The sequence below is a fragment of the Streptomyces sp. H27-H1 genome (assembly GCF_026627445.1).
Taxonomy (GTDB): Bacteria; Actinomycetota; Actinomycetes; order Streptomycetales; family Streptomycetaceae; genus Streptomyces.
The window spans coordinates 104,948-127,648 of the sequence record NZ_JAPNLJ010000006.1; the positions used below are offsets into that span (position 1 = coordinate 104,948).

Annotated in this window: 25 protein-coding genes; 24 read left to right on the plus strand and 1 reads right to left on the minus strand. The window is 64.9% G+C overall.

Translation table 11 applies throughout. The features are described 5' to 3' along the window. The first annotated feature begins 107 nt into the window (after nucleotides 1–107). The 11 genes from OTB20_RS08340 to OTB20_RS08390 all read left to right on the plus strand — a co-directional run bounded on the left by OTB20_RS08340 (nucleotide 108) and on the right by OTB20_RS08390 (nucleotide 13,279). On the plus strand, nucleotides 108–488 hold the full coding sequence (locus OTB20_RS08340) for a hypothetical protein (protein WP_267815993.1): 381 nt from the start codon (nucleotides 108–110) through the stop codon (nucleotides 486–488). Continuing rightward, nucleotides 485–838 (plus strand): hypothetical protein, encoded by a 354-nt coding sequence (locus OTB20_RS08345; protein WP_267815995.1) that lies wholly within the window; start codon nucleotides 485–487, stop codon nucleotides 836–838. Before OTB20_RS08340 ends, OTB20_RS08345 begins: the two co-directional genes overlap by 4 nt. Continuing rightward, nucleotides 835–1,194, plus strand: coding sequence for a hypothetical protein (locus OTB20_RS08350; protein ID WP_267815996.1), 360 nt, complete (start codon nucleotides 835–837; stop codon nucleotides 1,192–1,194). Before OTB20_RS08345 ends, OTB20_RS08350 begins: the two co-directional genes overlap by 4 nt. After that, on the plus strand, nucleotides 1,187–1,552 hold the full coding sequence (locus tag OTB20_RS08355; protein WP_267815998.1) for a hypothetical protein: 366 nt from the start codon (nucleotides 1,187–1,189) through the stop codon (nucleotides 1,550–1,552). Before OTB20_RS08350 ends, OTB20_RS08355 begins: the two co-directional genes overlap by 8 nt. A gap of 64 nt (nucleotides 1,553–1,616) precedes the next feature. Next, nucleotides 1,617–2,201 carry a phage tail protein gene (locus tag OTB20_RS08360; protein ID WP_267816000.1) on the plus strand — a complete coding sequence of 195 codons (585 nt, stop codon included), beginning with the start codon at nucleotides 1,617–1,619 and terminating at the stop codon, nucleotides 2,199–2,201. A gap of 141 nt (nucleotides 2,202–2,342) precedes the next feature. Next, nucleotides 2,343–2,663 carry a hypothetical protein gene (locus tag OTB20_RS08365; RefSeq protein ID WP_267816001.1) on the plus strand — a complete coding sequence of 107 codons (321 nt, stop codon included), beginning with the start codon at nucleotides 2,343–2,345 and terminating at the stop codon, nucleotides 2,661–2,663. 397 nt (nucleotides 2,664–3,060) lie between these two features. Continuing rightward, a complete protein-coding gene (locus OTB20_RS08370) occupies nucleotides 3,061–7,599 on the plus strand; it encodes a peptidoglycan DD-metalloendopeptidase family protein (protein ID WP_267816003.1) in 4,539 nt (1,512 codons plus the stop codon). A gap of 143 nt (nucleotides 7,600–7,742) precedes the next feature. After that, nucleotides 7,743–9,971, plus strand: a complete 2,229-nt coding sequence (locus OTB20_RS08375; RefSeq protein WP_267816005.1) for a hypothetical protein — start codon at nucleotides 7,743–7,745, stop codon at nucleotides 9,969–9,971. Further along, nucleotides 9,971–11,077, plus strand: a complete 1,107-nt coding sequence (locus OTB20_RS08380; RefSeq protein WP_267816007.1) for a DUF5047 domain-containing protein — start codon at nucleotides 9,971–9,973, stop codon at nucleotides 11,075–11,077. The genes OTB20_RS08375 and OTB20_RS08380 overlap by 1 nt, the downstream gene beginning before the upstream one ends. Nucleotides 11,078–11,735: 658 nt before the next feature. After that, complete coding sequence (locus OTB20_RS08385) at nucleotides 11,736–12,317, plus strand: hypothetical protein (RefSeq protein ID WP_267816009.1); 582 nt, start codon at nucleotides 11,736–11,738, stop codon at nucleotides 12,315–12,317. A gap of 68 nt (nucleotides 12,318–12,385) precedes the next feature. Beyond that, nucleotides 12,386–13,279, plus strand: coding sequence for a peptidoglycan-binding protein LysM (locus tag OTB20_RS08390; protein ID WP_267816010.1), 894 nt, complete (start codon nucleotides 12,386–12,388; stop codon nucleotides 13,277–13,279). Here OTB20_RS08390 and OTB20_RS08395 read toward each other — a convergent pair. Next, nucleotides 13,263–13,556, minus strand: coding sequence for a hypothetical protein (locus tag OTB20_RS08395; protein ID WP_267816012.1), 294 nt, complete (start codon nucleotides 13,554–13,556; stop codon nucleotides 13,263–13,265). The genes OTB20_RS08390 and OTB20_RS08395 overlap by 17 nt on opposite strands. A gap of 53 nt (nucleotides 13,557–13,609) precedes the next feature. Here OTB20_RS08395 and OTB20_RS08400 point away from each other — a divergent pair, with 53 nt between their 5' ends. The 13 genes from OTB20_RS08400 (at nucleotide 13,610) to OTB20_RS08460 (ending at nucleotide 22,631) form a co-directional block, all read left to right on the plus strand. Then, complete coding sequence (locus OTB20_RS08400; RefSeq protein WP_267816014.1) at nucleotides 13,610–15,487, plus strand: SGNH/GDSL hydrolase family protein; 1,878 nt, start codon at nucleotides 13,610–13,612, stop codon at nucleotides 15,485–15,487. Between the two features lie 71 nt (nucleotides 15,488–15,558). After that, entirely contained in the window at nucleotides 15,559–16,158 is a 600-nt protein-coding gene (locus OTB20_RS08405; RefSeq protein WP_267816016.1) for a hypothetical protein, read from the plus strand. 9 nt (nucleotides 16,159–16,167) lie between these two features. Continuing rightward, on the plus strand, nucleotides 16,168–16,416 hold the full coding sequence (locus OTB20_RS08410) for a hypothetical protein (RefSeq protein ID WP_267816018.1): 249 nt from the start codon (nucleotides 16,168–16,170) through the stop codon (nucleotides 16,414–16,416). Nucleotides 16,417–16,474: 58 nt separating this feature from the next. Beyond that, entirely contained in the window at nucleotides 16,475–17,269 is a 795-nt protein-coding gene (locus OTB20_RS08415) for an HNH endonuclease (RefSeq protein WP_267816020.1), read from the plus strand. Nucleotides 17,270–18,223: 954 nt separating this feature from the next. Next, entirely contained in the window at nucleotides 18,224–18,976 is a 753-nt protein-coding gene (locus OTB20_RS08420; protein WP_267816022.1) for a hypothetical protein, read from the plus strand. A 206-nt stretch (nucleotides 18,977–19,182) separates the two neighbouring features. After that, complete coding sequence (locus OTB20_RS08425) at nucleotides 19,183–20,022, plus strand: hypothetical protein (protein ID WP_267816024.1); 840 nt, start codon at nucleotides 19,183–19,185, stop codon at nucleotides 20,020–20,022. Next, a complete protein-coding gene (locus OTB20_RS08430) occupies nucleotides 20,019–20,693 on the plus strand; it encodes a hypothetical protein (RefSeq protein ID WP_267816026.1) in 675 nt (224 codons plus the stop codon). The genes OTB20_RS08425 and OTB20_RS08430 overlap by 4 nt, the downstream gene beginning before the upstream one ends. After that, a complete protein-coding gene (locus tag OTB20_RS08435; RefSeq protein WP_267816028.1) occupies nucleotides 20,690–21,013 on the plus strand; it encodes a hypothetical protein in 324 nt (107 codons plus the stop codon). The genes OTB20_RS08430 and OTB20_RS08435 overlap by 4 nt, the downstream gene beginning before the upstream one ends. Next, a complete protein-coding gene (locus tag OTB20_RS08440; RefSeq protein ID WP_267816029.1) occupies nucleotides 21,010–21,249 on the plus strand; it encodes a hypothetical protein in 240 nt (79 codons plus the stop codon). Before OTB20_RS08435 ends, OTB20_RS08440 begins: the two co-directional genes overlap by 4 nt. A gap of 73 nt (nucleotides 21,250–21,322) precedes the next feature. Continuing rightward, nucleotides 21,323–21,595, plus strand: a complete 273-nt coding sequence (locus OTB20_RS08445) for a hypothetical protein (RefSeq protein WP_267816030.1) — start codon at nucleotides 21,323–21,325, stop codon at nucleotides 21,593–21,595. A gap of 9 nt (nucleotides 21,596–21,604) precedes the next feature. After that, nucleotides 21,605–22,192, plus strand: a complete 588-nt coding sequence (locus tag OTB20_RS08450) for an RNA ligase family protein (protein ID WP_267816032.1) — start codon at nucleotides 21,605–21,607, stop codon at nucleotides 22,190–22,192. Beyond that, nucleotides 22,189–22,380, plus strand: coding sequence for a hypothetical protein (locus OTB20_RS08455; RefSeq protein ID WP_267816034.1), 192 nt, complete (start codon nucleotides 22,189–22,191; stop codon nucleotides 22,378–22,380). The genes OTB20_RS08450 and OTB20_RS08455 overlap by 4 nt, the downstream gene beginning before the upstream one ends. Nucleotides 22,381–22,460: 80 nt before the next feature. After that, the gene (locus tag OTB20_RS08460) at nucleotides 22,461–22,631 is read left to right on the plus strand and encodes a hypothetical protein (RefSeq protein WP_267816036.1); all 171 of its coding nucleotides are present in this window, start codon (nucleotides 22,461–22,463) and stop codon (nucleotides 22,629–22,631) included. Nucleotides 22,632–22,701 lie beyond the last annotated feature (70 nt).

The window sequence follows — 22,701 nt, forward strand, 5'->3', positions numbered from 1 at the left end:
CAACCCGAAGGCGTGGGCGGAGGCACCCGAGCCGACCTCCGCAAGGCGCCTTACGGAGCCGGCCAAGGTGCCTGCCCGCCCGCGGGCACGGCGAAAGGCGGGCACGGATGCTGCTGTTCACGACGACTGAGCTAGCGATTCTGATGGGGCGCCCGCTGACGCAGGGGCAGGGCGACCTCGTGCACGAGATGACGCTTGACGCCATCCGCGGTGAGGTGGGGGGCCGACTGACGGACCCCCTTCAGCCCGGCGTGAAGAGCGCCGCGCTAGCCGTTGCGGCTCGGGTCCTGACCAACTCTGGCGGGGTCCGCAGCGAGCAAGCTGGCGGCATGCTCGTAACGTACGCCGACGCTCAGACAGGCGTGGTCCTCTCTGACGATGAACGGCGCCGACTGCGACGCGCAGTCGGGATGGCGTCCGGGGCAGGCATGCTGGACATCGCTCCGGCTGAATGCCCGTCCCTGACGAAGGCCTGGCGGGCGACGTGAGCCTGATCGCGTCGCTCCTGTCGGAGACGTGGACCATCCAGCGGGCGGGAACCCCGATCAGGGATTCCACAGGAAGCTACGTCCCCGGCCCGCGCATCAGCATTGACGTGCCGAACAGTGCGGTCATCAGCCCGTACGGCGTCACAGTCGGTTCCTCGTCGGAGACGAGCGAGGCATCGGAGACGGTGACGACGCGCAGGGTGTTTGCCGCGCCGCTCGATACCGACCTCCGCGCGGGCGACCGGATCACCCGCAATGGCGAGACGTACGAGGTGATCGGCCGGCCGCTCGTCTTCCCGCTGACGTCGTTGGCCCGAATCGAGGCTGCCGTACAGGAGGTGACCGGGTGACCTACCGCAGCAAGTACCACGGCCGGTACAGCGGCATCGGCGCCATGCTCTCGAAGCCCTGGATGCACGCTCCGTGCCGCACGGCCGGGCTGAAGCTGATGGCAGAGGCACAGGCAGTGTCGCCGGTTGGTGATCCGACGGAAGACCGGCACCCGGGTCTCTACAAGGCAAGCTTCGTCGTGGAGCCGCTGAACAAAAATGTTCCCTTCCGGGGGAAGCCTCGCATTCGTGCCGGCGCCAGAGTCATGAACGTTGCTCCGCACGCCTGGCGGGTGGAGCACGGAGACGGGCGCGTTCCACGCTACGCGCCCCTTCAGAAGGCGATTGACGCTCTTAAGGCGGCTCACGGTGGCTGACGTCGAAGCCGTTGTGGCGCCGTGGATCGAAGGCACCTTTGACGTCATGGCCGGTGCGGAAACTCCGGCCGACCTGGAGGCCCGGCTCCCCTTCGTGCGCGTAGAGCGGATCGGTGGAGCCGATGCGCGGTTCGCGGGACACCCACGCATCGCTGTCGACGTCTTCGCGGGATCTGCCGACGAGGCAAGAACGCTATCCAGCTCCGTGCGTGACGCGCTGCTCTTCCTTCGCGGCCCTGTGGGCGAGGCGGTGATTCGCGACGTGCGATGCGACGCCGGTCCTTCACGCCAGCCATGGGCCAACCCCGCCGTGTACCGGCGTGGAGCCGCTTACACCGTGAGCCTACGGGCCGCGTAACCCCCTGACTTCCTGACCCGAATTGCCGACGGCATTCGGGCCTTTCGCATGCCCTGGAGGGCTCATGGCGGATACCCGCAATGCCGATCTGACGTTCGGCGCTAATGACTACATCGTTTACGCCGCTGCGGCCAACACCGTAGCTCCGTCGGCCTTTGCCGACCCTGCAACGGGTTGGACCAACCTTGGTTGGATAACCACGGAGGGTGGACTTCTCAAGCTCGAAGAGGAGACGAAGGACATTGAGGCGGCTGGCTCTCTGGAGCCAATTCGCACGCTGATGACCAAGTCGACGAAATCCCTTCAGGCTACCTTTCTGGAGGGGCTGAACCCATTCGTCCGCGCTCTGTACGACAACGTTCCGATTGCCAACCTGGAACCCACAACCGACGTTGCTGCGTACGACCTGCCTGACAAGCCTAGCGATCTGCGATACGCCTTCATCTTCGACACGATGGACGGCAGTAAGCGGATGCGGCTCTACATGCCGAACGGCAAGGTCGTTGAACGAGGCGACGAGCAGCCGCAGACCACCGACGCGATGCCTGTGCAGATGATGTTCAAGTTCTACAGGGGCGCGTCCAGCGCGGCCGTGAAGCGCAGCATCAAGTACGGCAGCGTCGACGTGTCGGCGTTCTTCCCGGCATAATTCCGGGCGATAAACCAGCGGGGCCCGTATCTGCGCGGGTCCGGGCCCCGCTTCAGTCTTGTGAGGCCCGCGCACATCTCGCGACAACTCTCCTGGCAACAGGAGAAGACGCGCAACCACAACGAATTAGGAGACCCGCGCATGTCTGCTACCACCCCTGCCACCGCTCAGGAGAACGAGGCGAGCGAGGAGTACGGCACCGCTCCCCTGTGCGGCGTCGAACTGCGAGTGAAGCCGGTCACCGCCTGGCGGCCGTCGTACCTGCGCTACCTCCGTGAGGGCGACTACGACGGCTGGGCTGCCGGCGCGCTCCACGAAGACGACGTTCAGACCTTCATCGATCTGGACGCCACCTTTGAAGAGATCAACGAGTTTACGGCGTCCGCCATGACGTCCGCTGGCGAGACCCCGGGAAAGTCTGGAGCACGCTCCGCGTCCTCGAAGACTACGCGGAAGCGCTAGAAGCTGACTTGGCGTTTCGCGGGATTGATCTCCTCGATGTCTATAGGGGAGGGCTGTCCCTCAGGCGCCTCCGAGTTCTTATCGAGCACCTGCCGCCGGAGTCAGCGACGAAGACGGCAATCCGAAACGATGTTGACCCGGACGAGCTTGCGGCTTCGGGCAGTTACCGCCCTGACCTAGGGCAGTGGAGCGCTGTCGAGATGCTGCTTGCCGTGCTTCGAGACGAGCTTGTACTTACTCGGCACGTCGCGATTGCAGCAGCGGGCGGGAAACCGCCTGAATTTGAGCCGATGTCCCGGCCAGGGCTGCCACCCAAGTCAGCCGCACGAAGCGGCATGACGGACGAGATGCGCCGCGCCCTTGACCCGCGGCTGAGAATCCAGCCGACGGAGGCGTAATGCCCGATCTTGACATCGTAGGCGGCGCCGCTGTCGACGTGGTGCCTATTGTTCCGCAGTTTCACACCAAGCTGAAAGCGCTCATCCTGCCCATCGCTGACCGCGTAGGACGGGAAGCGGGGGAGCGGATGGGGCAGGCGATATCGAATAGCATCGTCATCGCGATCCCGTCAGCCATCAACGCCGGCGGCAACGCAGCCCAAACGGCCGCAACACGTCAGGGCAGCGACGTTGGCGGCGCGTTTGCCCGAAGTATCCGGGCCAAGCTGACGGCTGCGTTCCGTGCGATGCCGAAGCTTGATATCCGGCTCGGAGACGCGGGTGTTGACGCAGAACTGGCGCGGCTCCGGGCGCGGATGGAAGCGTTGTCGAACAAGCGGATCGGCATCGACATCGACGCCGCTGACGCGGAGCGACAGATCATCGCCATCGACGCGGAGCTTCGCCGGCTGGGGGCACAGCACCCCAACGTGGCGGTGCGTGCTGACACAGCGACTGCCCGCGCGGCTCTGGCGGACATCCGCGCGGAGATCGCAGCGGTAGACGCATCTGACGTTGACATCAAGATCGACGTGAACGCACGCGAGGTACGCACGGCTCTGCTGGCCGTTGCGATTCAGGCTGCGGCTCTCGTCGCAATCCCAATCGGCCCCGTCTTGGCTGCGGGACTCGGGGCCGTGGTCTCCGCGGCTACGGCAGCGGGCTCCGCCCTCGGCGCCCTTGGACTTGCCTCCATACCCGCCATAAAAGGCGTCACGGAGGCCATGCAGGCGCAGACGCAGGCACAGAAGGACGTCACCAAGGAGACGTCCGCGGGCATCAACGCGGGCGTACAGGCGCAGCAACAGGCTCTTCAGATGGCCGCCGCGCAGCAGGCTCTTGCGTCCGCACGTCGAAGTGCCGCTTCGTCGATCGCTGCGGCAGCCGATCAGGTCTCTCGGGCTGAGCGGTCCCTTGCTGACGCGCAACAGGCAGAGCTGACCGCACAGACGGAGCTGACACAGGCACGGAAGACGGCGGAGCAGCAGCTCCGCCAGCTTGACGCGCAGCTTGCCGGCTCGGCTCTTGATCAGCGCGCGGCAGCGCTGCGGGTGAAGGAGGCCAAGCAGGAGCTTGACGCCACCCTCTCTAACGGCAAGTCGACGGACATTCAGCGCGAGCGGGCACAGCTGGCCTACGACGAGGCCGTTCAAGGCCTGAAGGACCAGACCGAGAGGCAGAAGGAACTCACAACCTCCGCGGCTGCCCAGCGAAAGGCCGGGGTCGAGGGCTCTGACGTCGTCCGTCGCGCGCAGGAGCGGGTAACGGAGGCACAGCGGGCCACCACGGACCAGGCTGCCGCCCTCGTGAAGGCGCAGAAGGCCGTAGCCGAAGCGCACGTGAAGGCCGCAGAGGCGATCACAACCGCGGAACGCGGCATTGCTGCTGCCCGGCTGAGTGCGTCGAAGGTGACTGACACGGCGACGTCGAAGACGGACGCCTACGAGGCGGCGCTAGCGAAGCTCACCCCCTCTCAGCGGAAGCTATTCGACTCGATAGCCGGTCCTCAGGGATTGAAGGCGGCGTACACCGAGTGGCAGAAATCCCTTCAGCCGCAGACGCTCCCGATATTCACGCGTGGTGTGGACAGTGCGAAGGCGTCCCTACCGGGGCTGACGGGCCTAGTGCTCGCAGCCGCGCGCGGGGTGACGACGTTGATGGACAAGGCTTCTGCGCAATGGAAGTCGCCATTTTGGGTGTCATTCAAGTCCGGGATTACCGATAGCGCCGAGCCGGCCATCGTCGGTCTCGGCGTCGCTATCGGAAACGTCTTCAAGGGTATAGCGGGAATCATTGATGCCTTCCTGCCCCACATGGACGGCATAGCGTCTCGGTCGGACTCTATTACGGCGCGGTTTGCCAAATGGGGGACGAGCCTGAAGGGCTCGCCAGACTTTGAGCGTTTTCTCAACTATGTGAAGGAGACGTCACCGGGGCTCGGTAAATTCCTCGGGGACCTTCTGAGGGCGGCGCTTGATGTTGGCCAAGCACTGGCTCCGCTTTCGCAGATGATGTTCAGCGTATTGTCCCCGATCATAAGCGCCGTTAGCTGGCTGTCGACGAACGCCCCGGGGTTCATCCAGATCCTCTGGGGGATGTACTTCGCCCAAAAGGCGATAACGCTCGGGATGGCTGCATTCGGCGCCGCAATGGCGCTATACGACGTTGCTATAGCGGGCGCCACGCTCGTGACGCTGGGATGGGCGGCAGCGATCAACGCGACCGGCATCGTCCCTCTGATCCGCGCGATTGTGCTGGTCGTGGGGCTGCTAGTCGTCGCGATCATCTGGGCGTACAACAACGTCGGATGGTTCCGCACCGCCGTTGATACCGCGTGGGCGGGAATCAAGACGGCGACGATGTGGCTCTGGGAATCAGTCCTCAAGCCTGCCTTTGCGGGTATTTGGTGGGCCCTGAAGGGCATTGGAGCCATAGCTATGTGGCTCTGGGAAAAAGCGCTAGGCCCAGCTTTCCGGTTTATCTGGGAGGCTGCGAAGATCCTGTTTCAGGTCGTTGCTGTGGCTGTCCTTGTACCACTCTATCTGGCGTTCAAGGTCCTAGGTGCAATCGCGCTTTGGCTCTGGGAGAAGATCCTTGGGCCGGTGTTCTCGTGGATCGGCGAGAAGGCTATATGGCTCTGGAACGTCGGCATCAAGCCTGCATTCAAGAGTTTCGGTGACCAATTCCGGGCCTTGGGTGACGCGGCCATGTGGCTGTGGGAAAAGGTCATTAGGCCCGTGTTCTCGTGGATTGCCGACAAGGCTATGTGGCTCTACGAAGCCGGTGTCAAGCCGCACATGGATAAGCTGCGCGGCCTGCTTGATCTCGTGTCCGACGCTTTCGGGTCGACGAAAGACAACATCAAGTCGGCGTGGGACCAGCTGAAGGAAATCACCAAGGGCCCGGTCAAGTTCATCGTCGAAACCGTTTACAACGGGGGCATTGTCCCCGTCTGGAACGCGGTAGCGAAGATAACCGGCGTCAACCCGATCGACAAGGTGACCGGCTTCCACACCGGCGGCATCATGTCGGGCTATTCCCCGGGACGAGACGACCGCGTCATCGCCGTAGGCGGTGGCGAGGCCGTCATGCGGCCCGAGTGGACACGCGCCATCGGCGCCGACCGGATCAACGCCTGGAACGCCGCTGCTCGCTCTGGCGGCGTGGGCGGAGTGCAACGCGCCATCTCGGGCGGTATGCCTGCGTACGCCAAGGGCGGCATCGTCGATTGGTTCTCGGACAAGACGAGCAAGGTCGGGTCGCTCCTGAAGGGTGGATGGGACGCACTGACGGACCCGGGCGCTCTCTTCGACGAGGTGACCGGCGGCGTGCGGAACCAGTTGGGCAGCCTCGCAAAGAACCCGTGGGCACAAGCGGTCGGACGGATCCCCATCGAGATCCTGAAGGGCTTGAAGGACAAGGCACTGTCGCTCCTCAGCTTCGGCGGGGAAGGTGGCGGCGCATGGTCCAAGCCCGTTGACGCCGCCTACGGCACCCCGTTCGGCAAGGCCGGCGGAATGTGGTCCAGCGGGCGTCACACCGGGCTCGACTTCCCCGCGGCCATCGGGACGATCATCCGTTCCGTGGCTGGCGGCAAGGTCACGATGGCGAGGGACGGCGGCCCCTACGGGCAGCACGTCATGGTCAACCACGGTGGCGGACTCAGCAGCCTCTACGCGCACATGTCGCAGATGCTCGCGACGGTTGGTCAGTCCGTGAGCCAGGGCCAGACCATTGGCCGTGTAGGCGACACCGGCAACGTCACCGGTCCACACCTCCACCTGGAGGCGCGGATCAACGGCCGCGCAGTCGACCCCATGACCTACCTCTCCGGAGGTGGCGGGGGCGGCAACGGTGGTTCCGGAGTGGCGCGGTGGCGTGGTGCTGTTCAGCACTCACTCGCACTGCTCGGACAGCCGACGAGCCTTGCAGACACGACGCTGCGACGGATGAACCAGGAGTCGGGCGGCAACCCGCAGGCGGTCAACCTCTGGGACTCCAACGCAAAGGCCGGAACGCCGTCTGTTGGGTTGATGCAGGTCATCCGGCCCACCTTCGACGCCTACGCCGGCCACATGCGGGGCGTTGGTCCGAAGATGTACGGCGTCTCCACGGATCCGCTCGCCAACATCTTCAGCTCCATGCGCTACGCCATGAGCCGCTACGGATCGCTCTCCAGCGCGTACAACCGCCCCGGCGGCTACGCGGCGGGAGGCTTCCCCGGAGTCGGGGAGCTGGCGTGGGTCGGAGAGCAAGGACCGGAATTGGTTCGCTTCCTCAGCCCGACGCAGGTCTACAGCCACTCCGACTCCATGGCCATGACCCGGCAGGCATCGAGCGTGAAGGGCCTGGCGCGTGCGGGCGGAGGTACCGCCCCAGTCAGCCTCGTCGCGCACGTATACGTGGGCGATCGGGAAATCACGGACATCGTCGACGTTCGAATCGAGCACCGCGAGGCGACTGCGATCGATCAACTCAACATAGGAAGGCGGCTGTAGATGCCCGACGAACCCACCCCGGCGGACCCGGGTAGCGAGCCAACTACAGAACTGGATCCCCCTGTGTACACAGCGCCGGCTGCGTCGCTTCCACCCAACGTGGGGGCGACGCAGGCGCGTGGGGAACAGGGGGGTGACGGCGGATGAGTGTCCCCACGAATCTGTTGTCCGCAGCCGTAAGCGGTGTCGAGACGAACGTCAGCGGCTGGACCGCAGGAACGAACACGACGCTTGCACACAGCGTCCGCTTCTATCAGGGCACTCGGTCTCTTGGCCTAGTGGCTGATGCCAGTGGATCCGTATCGGCTGTAACTGTCGCGCGTGTTCCGGTGGAGGAAGGTGCGGAATACCAGGCCTACGCTTTCTTTACACAGCAGAGCAGCCCGGGAGCTGCACGCGTGGCGTCGGTCCGCATCAACTGGCATACGGCGGCGTCGGGCGGATCAATTGTCTCGACGTCCACGGGTGCGGGCGTAACCCTGACGAACGACTTGACGTGGAACACTCCGCCTCCGCAGGTGACAGCATTCGCCCCGGCCGGGGCGACCTATGCCACGCTGACGCTCACAGTCACGGGTCTCACAGCCGGCGCTGTGGTCGCGGCGGATGTGATGACGCTGGGGCTGCCAACCGTCTGGCCGAACAACCTCCTGCCCTATACGACGGCCAGCTGTGAGACGAGCACGGCTGGGTGGGGCGCCTACCAGAACGCCAGCATCGACAGGGTCTCCACGGATTCGTGGGAGGGCTGGTACAGCCTTCGTATCGTAGCCACGGCCGCGGGTGCCGCGCGCGTAAACACAGCATCAGGCGTGCCTGCGGCAGACGTCACCGTGGGCTTCGAGTATGCGGCTGTGGCCATGGTCTTGGCTGGCCAGGACAGCTCCTTCATTATCGAGCTTCGCTGGTACGACGACGGCGGGTCCCTAGTGTCCGCCACTCCGGCTACATGGACGGTCACCGCTGGCTCATGGATCCGGGTAACGGCTATCGGTAATGCTCCTACGGGCGCAGCCACCGCACGGATTGCGCTGCGTCCTACGGCAACAGCGGCCGGGCAGACGTGGCTGTGCGACCAGATGGGGGTCTTTCGCACGCCACGGCTACCGAGCTCGGTGCTCCCATACAACACGCAGGGCATGGAAGTCGATGCCAGCGGGTGGACGGCAATCTCTGGTTGCGGAGTCTTTCGCTCGACCACCGTCGCCGTGCAGGGTGCCGCTTCCCTACGCATCACTCCGACGGGTGACGAGCCTGACGCAATGCTGCAAATGACCGACGCTGTCCCTGTGCTTCCGGGAAAGGCATACCGGGCGGCAATGTGGATCTACCACATTGCCACCGCCAAAGACGTCAACGTCGACATCATCTTTACGTGGTACGACGCTTTCGACGGAGAGATCGCCCGCGGCACTTTTCGGTGGGTAATGGACAAGGGTCTCGGCTGGTATACGCCCGTCGGATCCGACGTCGCCCCCGACGCCGCGCGTTCGCTCCGAGTGTCGATCAGGATCCTGAACCCAGACTCGATCAACTACTACATGGACGAGGTCGGCCTCTCCCGCGGCGGACTTGGCGTCACTGCGGTCGTCATCCCAAGCGCGTACGGCGCAGAGATCAGCATGCAGGGCCTTACGACCGGAGGGCATACCCACTACGGGCTGTGGAGGATGCGGGAGGATGGCGCCATCACGCCTCTTCGCGGGCCGGCCGGTGACACGTCGGCCATACCGATCACGGGAGACCTGGCAGTAGCCGCCGACTACGAGGCACCGCTAGGTATCCCGGTGCGCTACCTCCTGCGTGCCTTCACGGGCAGTACCTACCTTCAGGCGACGTCACGACCCGTTGAGCTGCCGGAGCCGGCCTCGACAGACATCGTCGTGAAGGACCCCACGGAGCCGGTCAGGCAGGTGACGCTAACCGTCGCGACGCTCCCCGACTGGACTCGGGCGGCCCGTCAGGGTGTTCACCAGATCTGTGGGCGAGAGCGCCCGATCGTGATCACTGACGTACGGACCAGCCGGACAGGAACCCTGTCCGTGGTTAGCGCCTCACAGGCCGAGATCCAGCAACTGTGGTGGGTACTGGAGCAGGGAACGACGCTACTGATTCAGTGGCCGTCCACCTGGGGCGAGGCAGACGCCTACGTGCAGGTTGGGGACGTCACCGAAGCCCACATCGTGCAGTGGGCTGACTACGCCGACCGCGCTTGGACGCTCGCCCTTACCGAAGTTGACCGCCCCGTCGGTGGCCTTAGCGGGTCTGCGGCACGCACGTGGGACGACGTAGCCACCGACTCCGTCGACTGGCTCAACGTGCTCACCCGCTACGCCTCATGGATGAACGTCTACAGCGACAAGGAGCGCTGATGCAGTCGACTACCAGCGCATTCCGGCAGGCGCTCACCTCGTCCCACCGCATGGCCGTGCAGGTGGACGCTTATTACGACGGCGAGTTGACGTATGAGAATCTGCCCATCGTCGACGGAGCCGTCACCCTGGACCGTGGCTCGAAGGTCCGTCGATCCCTCGCACTCACGATCGGAGACCTGTCCCTCCTTCCGTGGGACTCGGCGGACCCCTTGGCCGTCTACGGACAAGAGCTCGTGGTCAAGCGCGGAATCCCGCTGGCCGGCGGAACGGAATGGGTCCCACTGGGGACGTTCCGAATCGACGAGCCATCGGCAGATGTTCGGATGGGGCCGCTGACGCTAACTGGGAAAAGCGCCGAGGTTGCTATCCAGGACGCCAAATTCGTGGTGCCGACGTCGTCCCGGGGACATGGCACCTGCATGGACGTGATTACGTACCTTATCCGCGAGGTAGACCCGGATGCCGTTATCGTCAACAACACGGTGGGCGCCAGAAATCCGGGCTGCCCCATCGCGGACTGGACCGCGAACGCTGACCGATGGGACGCCGTAACGCAAGTTGCGCGGGCAATGCATGCCGAGATCTATTGCGATGCGTCGAATCGATATGTTGTTTCCGACGTTCCCAATCCCCTGACATCTCCCGTCGCTTGGGACATCGCAGACGGAGAGGGAGGAACGCTGATATCCGCCGCACGAACGCTGTCCCGTTCAGCCGTTTACAACGCCGTTGTGGTGATCGGTGAGAACACATCATCGGGCAACGCGCCGGTAAGCGCCATAGCTTACGACGACGATCCGACGAGCCCCACCAGATGGGGTGGGCCCTACGGGAAAGTGCCGTTGAGCTACCCTTCGGCGCTTCTGACGTCGTCAGCCGATTGTCAGGCCGTAGCGGATTCAATGCTTTTCGATGCCACGGCGGCGAACGTCCAGGTCGCAATCAACGCCATCCCTAACCCGGCGCTCGAAGCCGCGGACTGTGTCAGAGCCAGATATGCCGGGCGCCTAAATCTCTTCATCATCCAGGCACTGACTATCCCGCTGACTGCCCACGGGGCTGCCTCGATCACCCTGCGGGGCGGAAAGGAGGACCCGTCATGACACGCCTAGCGACGGCAGTTCAGAGGGCCGCAGAGGCGGCCGTCAGCCAGGGCGCCGCCGGCTGGATGCTCGCCACGGTGACAGCCGTAGGGGCTGCCGGGACCGTGGACGTCGCCACGGCCACTGGCCCCGCACTGGCCGTGCGCTACCTCCGGCGCTGTCGGCCTGCCGTGGGAGACACGGTCATGGTGGCTACGTCGCCTGCGGGAAACTGGCTGATCATCGACGCGCTTGCCGCCGGGCCCGGCTTCGTCCATCTCGCTCGCAGCGCTGATTGGAGCCTCCCCGCCTCGACCTACACAGGAATTCCGTGGGACGTACAGGTTGACGGAGCGGACACCATGAAGCCCGCTGTTGGCACCCCCACGCGGATCCCGCTGACGGCGGGCTCTTGGCTGGTCCACCTTCAACAGGCTTGGCCGTCGGGCTCCACACAAGCACGTGTACGAGTCCGCCGGGCTGACGGTGTCGAGTTTCAGGCCTCGTATATGCCGACATCCGCCGGCGGGCAGGGCGACTCCGGCACAGTCCCCATCTTCATTCCCTCCCCGACGTACATCGAAGTTCAGCTCTACTCAACTGATTCCATCACTGTCCCCGCCGAGTACTCGACAGTCCTCGTCGAGCGCGTACGTGGGTAGACGAGAGGAGACTTGCAGTGCCCGGAATTGACGACCTTGGCCAAGGAATTCCCTACCCGCTCCTGAGTGACCCGCCCAACATCGAGTCCGCGCTCAGCTCCATGGTTGACAGCGCTGTTCCGCGGATGAACATGCGTTTCGCCAACGCCAACGCACGTGCTGCAACGATTCCTAGTCCCGTTGCCGGTATGGAGTGCTACCTCATCGCAGAGAAACGCAAGGAGTTGTACGACGGGGCGGCGTGGGTCACGATCACGCCCTCGGGTTGGGTGCCCATTACCTTCGCATCGGGATATCAGGCACGGGCAGGAAGTCCGTCGTACCGGATCCTGAATTCCTGCGTGGAACTGCGAGGCTCTGTTCAGCGCGTCGGCTTCACCCCGTTCATCAAGGGGACGGGCTTTTCCATCGCCACGCTTCCCACTATTTGCCGCCCTCCGCATTACCGCACCTACGCCGTTGCCACGGAATGGGCAACGGACATGTACGCGCGGCTGGAGGTAACGCCGGACGGGGAGGTTGAGATTGGCATACCCACGATTACCGGGACGGCGGCCCGCTGGCTCTGCCTTGACGGAGTGCGCTACTCCCTGATTTAGCACACGCACCCCAGGATTTTCGGCCCCGCATCGACGGGGCCTTTTTCATGCCTAGAAATGGAGCACCCATGGGTGAGATATGGATCCCCGAAGCTGCGCGACTCGGTGACGGCAGCATCGGCGGAGCAATGGACACTCCGTCCGCGCCGGCCCGCGCCGTCTGGCACACCACGGAAAGCCGAGCGGGGGACGCCTCGTTCAAGTCGGTCGGCAAGTACCTGATCGACGAGGCGTCGGAGCCGCACATCCTCTACGACCCAACGACTGATCGCCTGGCGCAGTACGGCCCGCTGAACCAGTCCGCCCGGGCGCTGAAGAACGACGGATCGCTGAGGACGAACCGGACCGGCGCCGCGTGCATCCAGATTGAGGTTCTCGCCCGCGCCGGGAAGCCCTTCACGGAGTACTGGAGGCCGGGCCCGAACTTCAAGGCCCTCATGCGTGCTATCCGCTCGTGGGGCGTCCCTGACGTCTGGCCGGCGGGGGAGCTGGCGAAGAGCTACAGCGACCAGTCGAACCGGTCCGCGGCCACGTGGACGAGCAAGGGCGGCCACTACGGCCACTCGAACGCGCCTGGCAACGACCATTGGGACCCCGGCAACATCAACCGCGTGGCACTCCTGGCGGCTGGCGGAAGCGCGCCGAAGCCTCCCGCACCACAGCCGTCTAAGCCCTCTGTGAGCCTCGCTCATGTCCTGGCGGCGTCCCGGCGTGACCCGGGTCTCCCGCAGGGTGGGACGACGTACGCCACAGAGGTGCGGCTTGTGGAGGGGGCGCTCCGTGCGGAGGGTCTGCTCTCTGCGAAGTACGCCACGGACGGCAGCTTTGGCAGTCTCACGCGAACGGCTTACGCGGGATGGCAGCGCCGGCTCGGTTACTCCGGGTCGGACGCGGACGGCTACCCCGGCAAGACCTCCCTGACGAAGCTGGGGTCCAAGTACGGCTTCACGGTGGCCGGCTGACATGGGCCCTGAAGTGCTGATTGCTCTGATCTCGGCTGCGGCGCTCATTGTCGCAGCCGGGCTCGGCGCTGCGCCCGCTCTTCTGCGGCGTACCCGCGTCGCCGTAGCAGAGGACGGCGCCACTACTCGCGAGCACCTGGACTCCATGAAGGAGCTCCTGAACCGACGCATCGACGATGTCCGCACTGACGTGCGTGGAGACATCTGTGACGTCCGCACCGACGTATCCCGCGTCCGCGAAGACGTCGCGCGCGTCCGCGAATGGCAGGCAGGCCATGACGCGGAGCACGTCCTACTGACCGGCCATCGGCCACCACGAGGGGAGGACTAATGCCATTCCCGCCAGGCGTAGCGACGGTCACACTGACCGGCCGCTACTGCCACCCTGACGGTACGCCGATCAACGGCACCGTCACGTTCGCGGCCCCATCGCTACTGACGATCTCGGGGGCCGACACGATCGCCACCGGATCCGTCATGGTGACGCTCGTCGACGGACAGTTCAGCGTTGTATTGATCGCTACGGACAACCCGAGTGCGCAGCCAACAGACTGGCTCTACAACGTCACTGAGCGGCTCCAGGACGTCAGCAGCCGCTCGTACGCCATCGCGCTCCCGCAGGCGACGCCGCTGGTCAACCTCGCTGACATCGCGCCGGCCAACCCGGCAAGTGGCAACTACGTTCCCGTGATCGGCCCTCCGGGGACGCCGGGAAAGACGATCCTGTCCGGCACGGGCGCGCCAGGTGTAGGCGTCGGCATTGCTGGCGACTTCTACATAGATACCGCCACGTGGAACATTTACGGACCCAAGTCCGGGACCTGGCCCGCGGGCGTCCCGCTGGCGGGCAGTGGACTCGTTAGTGCCGTAAACGGCATGACGGGCAGCGTCTCCCTGAACGCGGGCCACGTCGGAGCGGATCCCGCAGGAACATCAGCCACGGCGATTGCGTCTGAGGTTGTCAGGGCCGACGCGGCTTACGCTGCGGCATCCGTCACAGGACGCGTCACAACCGCTGAGGCAACGATCGCGGCTCAGCAGCGACGGACTATCCGGCGCGGAGGAATCGACCCCTCTCTCATCGACGCCGTCTACTCCGGCACCGCTCCGACGATCACCACAACGCAGACGACGACGAGCAGCATCACGACTCCTGTGAAGTACGCCCCGCCGCTGGTGACACTGGCCGGCTCCGACGTCCGCGGAGACTTTCTCTTTCTCGGAGCAACCGACTTCGCGATCGGAGCCGGGGCTCCTGACTCGTCATACGCGTTGCCGACGTCAAAAATCCCCCACACGTACGCGAGCGGTCAGAGTTCGTGGGCCTTCGAGTTCGTCACGGATGCTCCTGAGCTGGAGTTGCGCTTCAAGTACATCTCAGCCGCCAGCATGTACCGCCTCAGCATCGACGGCCGTCCGATGACCCTGGCGCCACAAAGCGTGGGCGGGACGACGGCCGGCAGTGGGCACATGCTGAAGATTGCGTTCGGATCCTCCGTGTACCGCCGGATCCGCGTCGACATGTACAGCGTCCCCTTCGGGGGCATCTACATAGGCACTGACTACCGCCTCTACCGCCCGGTGACGTCCCGCGGTCGCCTGATGGTGCTGGGTGACAGCATCACCGACGGCAGCGCGCAGAACGCCGGTGGAGGCACGGGAACATGGCTCTACAAGGCCGCGCGCATGCTTGGTGTGACGGACGTCTGGGACCAGGCGCGCGGAGGCACGGGGTACATCACGGCGGGTTCCTACGCAGTCTTCGGTGACCGACTGGCGGCCGACGTCACGGCCTACGCACCCGACGTACTGATCATCAAGGGCGGCTACAACGACAACGGTGGAAATCAGACGACCGTCGGCACGGCCGCAGCCGCTCTGTACTCCGCGGCAAAGACGGCTCTCCCGTCGACACAGATCATCGTGGTCGGGCCTCTCGCCCCGACGGCTACGCCCAGCACGGGAATCGTCAACACGGACAACACCCTTGCCGCCCAGGCGCTGGCTGCGGGGCTGCCCTTCGTCTCACTGGTGACCGGCGAGACGAAGAACAGCACGGGCGCAGTCATCAGCACGCAGAACCCATACATCACCACGGCCAATGTGACGTCCTACATCGGTGCGGACAGCGTCCACCCAACGGACGCGGGTCACGACGCACTCGGGCGCTGGATGGTGCGCGCCCTGGCGCCAGTCCTGCCGCTCTGAGGTTGCGTCTGACATTCGCGCTCTTCCACCCCACTACCCCGGTGACAGTGCGAGTAGGGGAGAGGGACGCTATGAACATCGGACTCATCGGCCGGGCAAGGTCAGGCAAGGACACCGTCGGCAGGATCCTGCTGGAGCACGGAGGCTATGAGCGCGTGGCCTTCGCGGACCCGCTGAAGGCTGCGGCGCTGAGGCTCAACCCGATCGTCGAAGACTTTGGGGACGACATGGACTCCGATTTCTACCGTCTGGCTGACGTTGTCCGGGACTACGGCTGGGAGCAGGCCAAGGAAAAGCCCGAAGTCCGCCGCATCCTCCAGGAACTGGGCGCCTCCATCCGCGCCGTCGACCCGGAGGTATGGCTCCGCGCCGGCCTGGCCCGCGTCGACGAGGTCAACCGCACGACGGGCCGCCCGGCAGTGATCACTGACGTCCGCTACCCCAACGAGGCGGCTTCACTGGCCCGCTCCGGGTTCAAGCTGATCTACATCGACCGCCCCGGGGTCCCGCACTTGAACCACGAGTCCGAAGGCGCAATCGACCCAGTGTGCGCCCACTACGTCATCGAGAACGACGGCCCTCTCGACGACCTGAAGGCGCGTGTCCACGAGGTGTGGGGCGAGATCCACACCGCCGAATCGCGCCGCCAGTACGCCCGATCCCTCTCCTGAAAGGACTTCATGTCCAAGATCACTGAACGCATCAACGACGCCACCACCCGCGCCTACGTCGCGCTCCAGATCTTCGCCGCACAGGAGCCCGTCCGCGTCCGCGCTGGAGTCGCGTCAGTCGTCCTCGCGGCTGGAGCCTGGCTGGGCCTGGACGTGAGCGGCTACCTGGAGCCGACGGCCGTAGTAGGAGCCGTAGTCCTGCCGATCCTCGTCGGGGAATCCACGCGGAGGAAGGTCAGCCCGACGCACGACCAGTAGTGCCCAGCCCCCTGGCTCTTCGGAGTCAGGGGGCTTTCTGCGTAGGAGGAGATGCGCAGTGGATGAGATCACAGAGAAGAAGTGCACGAAATGCGGGGCGGCGAAGGCGCTGGACGCGTTCTACGCGAAGGCCGGGGGCAAGGGAGGCCGCGCGGCTAGCTGCAAGGTGTGCAACCGGGAGGTCGCCCGGGGGAACAGCCGTCGACGGCGCGAGGAGAACCCCGAACGAAGCCGGGAGAGCGCCCGTCAGTGGCGTGAAGCGAACCCGGAGCGAGACAGGGAGAACAAACGTCGGTGGCGCGAGGAGAACCCGGAGCGACACAGGGAGCACAAACGTCGGTGGCGCGAGGAGAACCCCGAACGTGCGCGTGAGGGTACCCGTCAGTGGCGTGAAGCGAACCCGGAGCGAAGCCGGGAGAGCGCCCGCGAGAGTACCCGTCGATGGCGTGAAGCGAACTCCGAGCGAAGCCAGGAGATCGTCCGTCAGTGGCGCGAGGAGAACCCCGAACGCCTCCGCGAGTACAGCCGTCGACGCCGTGCGCTCGAAGCCTCCGCAGCCATCGAGCCCTTCACCGCCCGGGACCTCCGCGCCGACTGGGAAGCCCTGGACCTCTACGACTGCTTCTACTGCGGAGGCCCGCCGCAACCGCTTCATGTCGACCACTTCTACCCGCTGAAGCCGGCCGACGCGGACGAGGCTCCCGGCCCCCACGCGCTCTTCAATCTCGTCCCGTCGTGCGAGACCTGCAACCTGTCGAAGAACAACCGCGACCCCTGGCAGTTCCTCCGTGACGCCATGGAGGAACGCGGCGTAGACCTGGACGCCTGCATGAAGTTCATCAGCGGCCGGTGACAAAAAGTGCCACCTCAGAGCCCTCGTTCTCCCGCCACCGGGAGGGCGGGGGCTCTTTTGCGTTTCCGGGCAGGAGCGTCTGCGGCGCACACCCCTGACGCGCAACCCTGCCCTCTATTGTGATGTGGAGCACAATCGCGGTTAGGCGCTCCGGCCAACGGGCAGGGCAAGGCACTATGCCACGACCGAGAACCTTAAATCCTCCGTAAGGCACCTTACGGAGGGGGGCCTAGCCACAATCAACGGGCGTACCCTCATGATCATGCCGACCTCACCCGGCGCCCTGGTAGACGCATTGACGACCACATGGACGCGCGTTCGTGCCAGCGTGCCAGAGCTACCAGATGCGCAGATCGCAGTAGTAACAACCGCGCCACCCGCTGACCACGGACCGGAGCGATGGAACCTGAAAAACGACGTATTGCAGGGCCTGGCCGTGAGCGCAGAAGTCCTGACAGGGGGCCCGGAGGATGTAATTACGTCGCTCCTCCATGACGCGGCACACGTGCTGTGCTGGTCGCGTGGCGTGAAGGACACCGCAAGCCGTGGCTATTACCACAACGAGGCGTTCCGGGATGCCGCTGTAGAAGTGGGACTTGAGTGGCCGGCGGACCGAGAGCGCGACCGGGTGCGGGGATACCCCGACCCCCGAATGACCTCTGAGGCTCGCGAGCGGCACATCGGGGACATGGAGTCACTGAGCGACGCCATTCCAACTGCGCTGCCACATCTCGAACCCCCGCGTACAGGGACCAAACGCGCGGCTCGCCCGGCGTTCCAGTGCCAGTGTGACCCCCCGCGACGGGTCTGGGCGGCACAGTCAACGATGGATCTGGGCGGGATTACTTGCTCCGTGTGTGGAAAAGCCTTCACGTGACACTCACAATGCGCCGTAGACAGAGCCCCCGTCACTCGCGCTAAGGTGACCCTAAGACCACCGTGAGGAGCTAGCGCATGTCCCGATCGACCCTCCCCGTCCCTAGCGGGAAGAGGACGGCCGCACAGGCGACGTCGCACACCGAGCAGCCGTCGCACCCGGTGCTGTCCCCTGACCTTATCGAACGTGAGTCCGAAGAGCAGCTACTTAACCGAGGCGCCGCGTACGCCCGCGAGTACGACGCGATCAACGGCAAACAGACGACGCTACTCAAGAACGTCGCTGTTGTGCTCGTGGAGTTGAGGCGCCGGTCTGACGACTGGCTTGGACGCTCCCACGAGTACCGGCAGCTAGCCGCGTCCCTCTACTCGCGGTCCGGTATCCCGTCGGACAGCCAGGCAGCCATTCAGGCAGCCGTCCGCTGGCACATCGGCAACCACCTGAGGACCGTCGTGTCTCCGGCGGAGCTGGCAGGACACGACCTGAAGATCGCAGGGCCGGCAGAGCGGGAGAAGACCGCGCGCCAGTCTCGGAACGCCATCGTCATGACTGCTCGGGCTGAGCTGGAGTCTTCGGCGAAGGCACGGAAGACGTCGAAGAAATCGGCCGGCGAACCCAACGACGTCATCCCGGCTCCTGCGTCCTACCCCGTGGCTGACCACCTTCGGCTGGGCCGCGGAGCCCACGACATCCTGTCGCAGCTGTCAGCGTCGGTCGTCGACGACATGACCGACGGGCAGCGTGCCAAACTGGATGACGAACTTGAGCAGATCCAGAAGGTAGTCGCGAAGCTGCGACGCCACACGAAGAAGCGCAGCTCAGAGGGCTAGTCGGCTGCCTCGTCGACGTCGTCCGCGTCCTCCCCGAGGGCCAAAGTGCCGAACCGGACCCTATTTTCTACTTTCCCTTAACGCGTCTTAAGAGAAGTGGAAAAGAGGGTCTAGTGCGGCACTTTGGCCCTTGGTCTGTCTCGGGGCGTGTCTCCCGAAGATCTTGAATCTCCCGTCTGACATCTGACCGTCTCCACCCCATAACCGTGGAGGAAGACGAACAGACAGACGGAGGGCAGATGGCCGGAGTCAGCACCATCAAGCGAAGCGGGTCCCGCTTCTACATCGACCCGGACGACGGGCGCATCAAGGTCCCGGGCGTAACGTCCGTGGTAGGCATGCTTCCGAAGGACTTCTTGACCTACTGGGCCGCGAAGGAAGCGGCGGAGGCCGCCGTCAAGAACTGGGACATCGTCTCCGAACTGTGCAAGCGGGACCCCAAGGGCGCAGTCGACTACCTGAAGGGCGCGCACCGACGGACGTCCGGTGCAGCCGCGGACCTTGGGTCCGGCGCCCACGATCTCTTCGAGCGCATGGCACGCGGCGAGACGATCAACGCGAAGCACGTACACGCTGACCTCAAGCCGTTTGTGCGCTGGTTCTCCGAGTTCCTCCAGGAAATCCAGCCGCGGTTCCTCTACCTGGAGGAGACGGTCTGGTCGGACACGCACAAGTACGCCGGCTCGTTCGACGCCATCGCGGAGATCGACGGCGAAGTGGTCGGGATCGACTGGAAGACATCGAAGGCCGTCTACGAGAGCGTTGCGCTCCAGCTCTCCGCCTACCGGTACGCCGACCGCATCATTCTGGCGGAGACCGGCGAGTCGGTACCCATGCCGAAGTGGTCCGGCGGCGCCGTCCTCCACGTCCGCGCGGAGGGTTGGCAGCTTGTGAAGGTCGCGTGTGGGCCTGACGTGTTCGAGCACTTCAAGTCGCTGCGTCACACCTTCGATTGGGAAGCGGAGGCAAAGAAGGGCGTTGTCGGCAAGCCGCCGGTCGCCTTTGGCGGGGCGCTGGTGACGGGAACGCAGAGGCGGGCGGCGTGATGGAAGAGCCGATTGAGTTCTTCGGAGGCTACGTCCGCCACATCGACGACCCGCACTATGTAGAACTTGGCCTCAAGAGCGGCCCCTTCCGGACGGCAACTGGCTTCGTTGAGTACGACGAGGACGCTGCGATTGCAGACCCCTTCCTAAGCCGCGTCCGGACTACTCGCCGGACTGTCGGCCTGCGCATGGACCGCCAGGTGTGGGACGCCCTGATCTCGGCCGCAACGGAGGATCAGACGGCGAGGTGCGCGCGCACGGTGGTGGATCTTCGTCAGGCACGGGACATCGCTCGGGCCGATGTGGCCGGTCTGCGTGACTTGCTCCGATCCGAGAAGGCGCGGGCTGACGCAGCCATCGCCCGGGAGGAGGCAGCAGACGAGGCCGCCGAACAGTTCGAGGCGGAGCGGGACGAGGCGCGGGAGAAGAGCGCGAATCTGGCTTCCGAACTGTGCGCCGCACGGGCAGCCCTGCGCCGGGAGCCCGCACACATGGTCATCCACACCACGGCCGCGGAAAAGACGGACTGGTTGTCGGGCGACGTCGTCACCGCTGACGTTCTCGGCAAGATCGCTGCAACGGCGCCGGTCGGTTCGCTCGTCGACGACCTGAAGAACGTCATCGTCAGCCAGGCGCGGGAGATTGCGCGACTGAAGGGGGAGAGCGAGTGAGTGACCTTGGTCCTCTGCAAGCGCAACTCAGCGACGTTCAGCGCCACGTCGTGTACGACGGTGATGGCGACATCCCGCACGATGTCTACTCGCTCTTGGAAGATCTCGCGAACGCCGTTGACGCGCTGACGGCGACGGCGACGACAGAAAGCGCGGCGGTCACCGTCGGCATGTCTCGCGCTGACGCCCTGAAGATCGCACGGGATCATGTGGAGGCCATGAGTACAGGTGCTCGCGGGTACCAGGACGGCGTGAAGCTGTCCGACAAGGTTTCGGCCGTGGACCGGTTCGCCCGGTTCCTGATGGGGGAGACCGAATGACGATCATCGAGACCGCGGAAGAGCGTCGTAAGCGCCGTGCGAGCGAGGCCATGGCTGCTGCTGCGGCGAGCGTCGGCATGCTGTCGCTTGAAGCCTGGCTCCTGATGCTCCTTGCCGGCGGGCTTCATTCGACGTTCGCGATCATCCCAGCCTTCGGGTTTGGGCCCGCGGTCCTCGTGGTCCTGGCGGTTCTTCTGTCCGCGCACATGACGGACAAGTTCCGCCCGGCCCAGTAACACCAGTCACTCATACAGCGGGGCGTCCAGTACGGGCGCCCCCGCTATCGCCCATGCGCAGAGGAGAGACGTTGTGGACGAGCTTATGAAGTTACTCGGCGCTGATTCTCACGCCGCACTTGGGGCGCTGTATGAGGTCGCTGTTCGAACCACGACAGACCGTGCTGACGCCTGGCGGATAGCAGAGGCGGCGTACAGGCAGTTTGGGATCTTCATCCCCTTGCCTGAACCGATTCTCGCCGAAGAGTTGCACATTGCGGATCTCGTTCGTGGTCAGCACAAGTACAAGTCGCGGACCGGTCAACTCATTCGCGCCGAAATCCTCGCCGCGTACGGCCTTCACTGAGGAGAGAGCATGTTGGAATTCACCTTCACCCCCTGGCCAAAGACGGCGCGACTCTTCCGGGACGTCGTCATCACGGAGAAGCTCGATGGAACCAACGCGGCCATCCACGTTGCGGACGATGGCCGGGTAGCGGCGCAGTCCCGGAACCGGCTGATCACGCCGGACAAGGACAACTACGGATTCGCGACGTGGGTCCACGCCAACGCCGCGGACCTGGCATACATCCTCGGGCCGGGCCTTCACTTCGGGGAGTGGTGGGGGCAGGGGATCCAGCGTCGGTACGGCCTGGAGACGAAGCGCTTCAGTCTGTTCAACACCGCACGCTGGTATGGCGCCGAAGGAGAGTCGGACACGCCGTGGAACCGGGCTGTACAGACTGCCCTTCGCGACGTCGTCGACGCTGTGCCGGTGCTGTACGAGGGGCCGTTCAGTGAACCGGCAATCACGGGCACCCTCGGAATCTTGCAGCAGAAGGGTTCTCATGCGGCCCCCGGCTTCATGAACCCCGAAGGCATCTGCGTATTCCACTCGCAGTCCAAGAACGTCTTCAAGGTCACTCTCGACCACAACGACGCCGCCAAGTGGGAGGCGGCGTGACCATCCGTCGGCCCCTGGTCGCTCTGGCCCTCGTTGCCCCGCTCCTTCTGACGGCCTGCGCCGCGGAGGACAACCCGCCGTCGGATTGCTACGAGATCGACATCGACCACCCCAAGCCAAAGAAGACGACGAAGCCCGTCGCCCCCAAGCCGGCCGCCAAGCCCCCGACGACAACGAGGAAGCGATGAGCGACGAGCGCAGCCCCGACTACTGCTGGACGCACGGCTGCATGCGCGGCTCGTGCCCGACACCGCACTGAGGAGAGCGTGTGACCCTCGAAGAGCACGCCCGCGCCATCGAGGCAGCGATTCAGGCTGCCGCGGATGATGGGTTCGAGCTGGACAACGGGTATGGCGATCTGCCCCGTCTGGAGCTGAACGACTACGACGTGATCCGGTGGGAACGCCTCTACGTGGCTGAGCCCTCCAAGCAGGAGTAGCGCACGTCACACACGCAGCACCACAGCCCCCTGCCTCTCCGGAGCAGGGGGCTTTCGGCGTGTACCCACA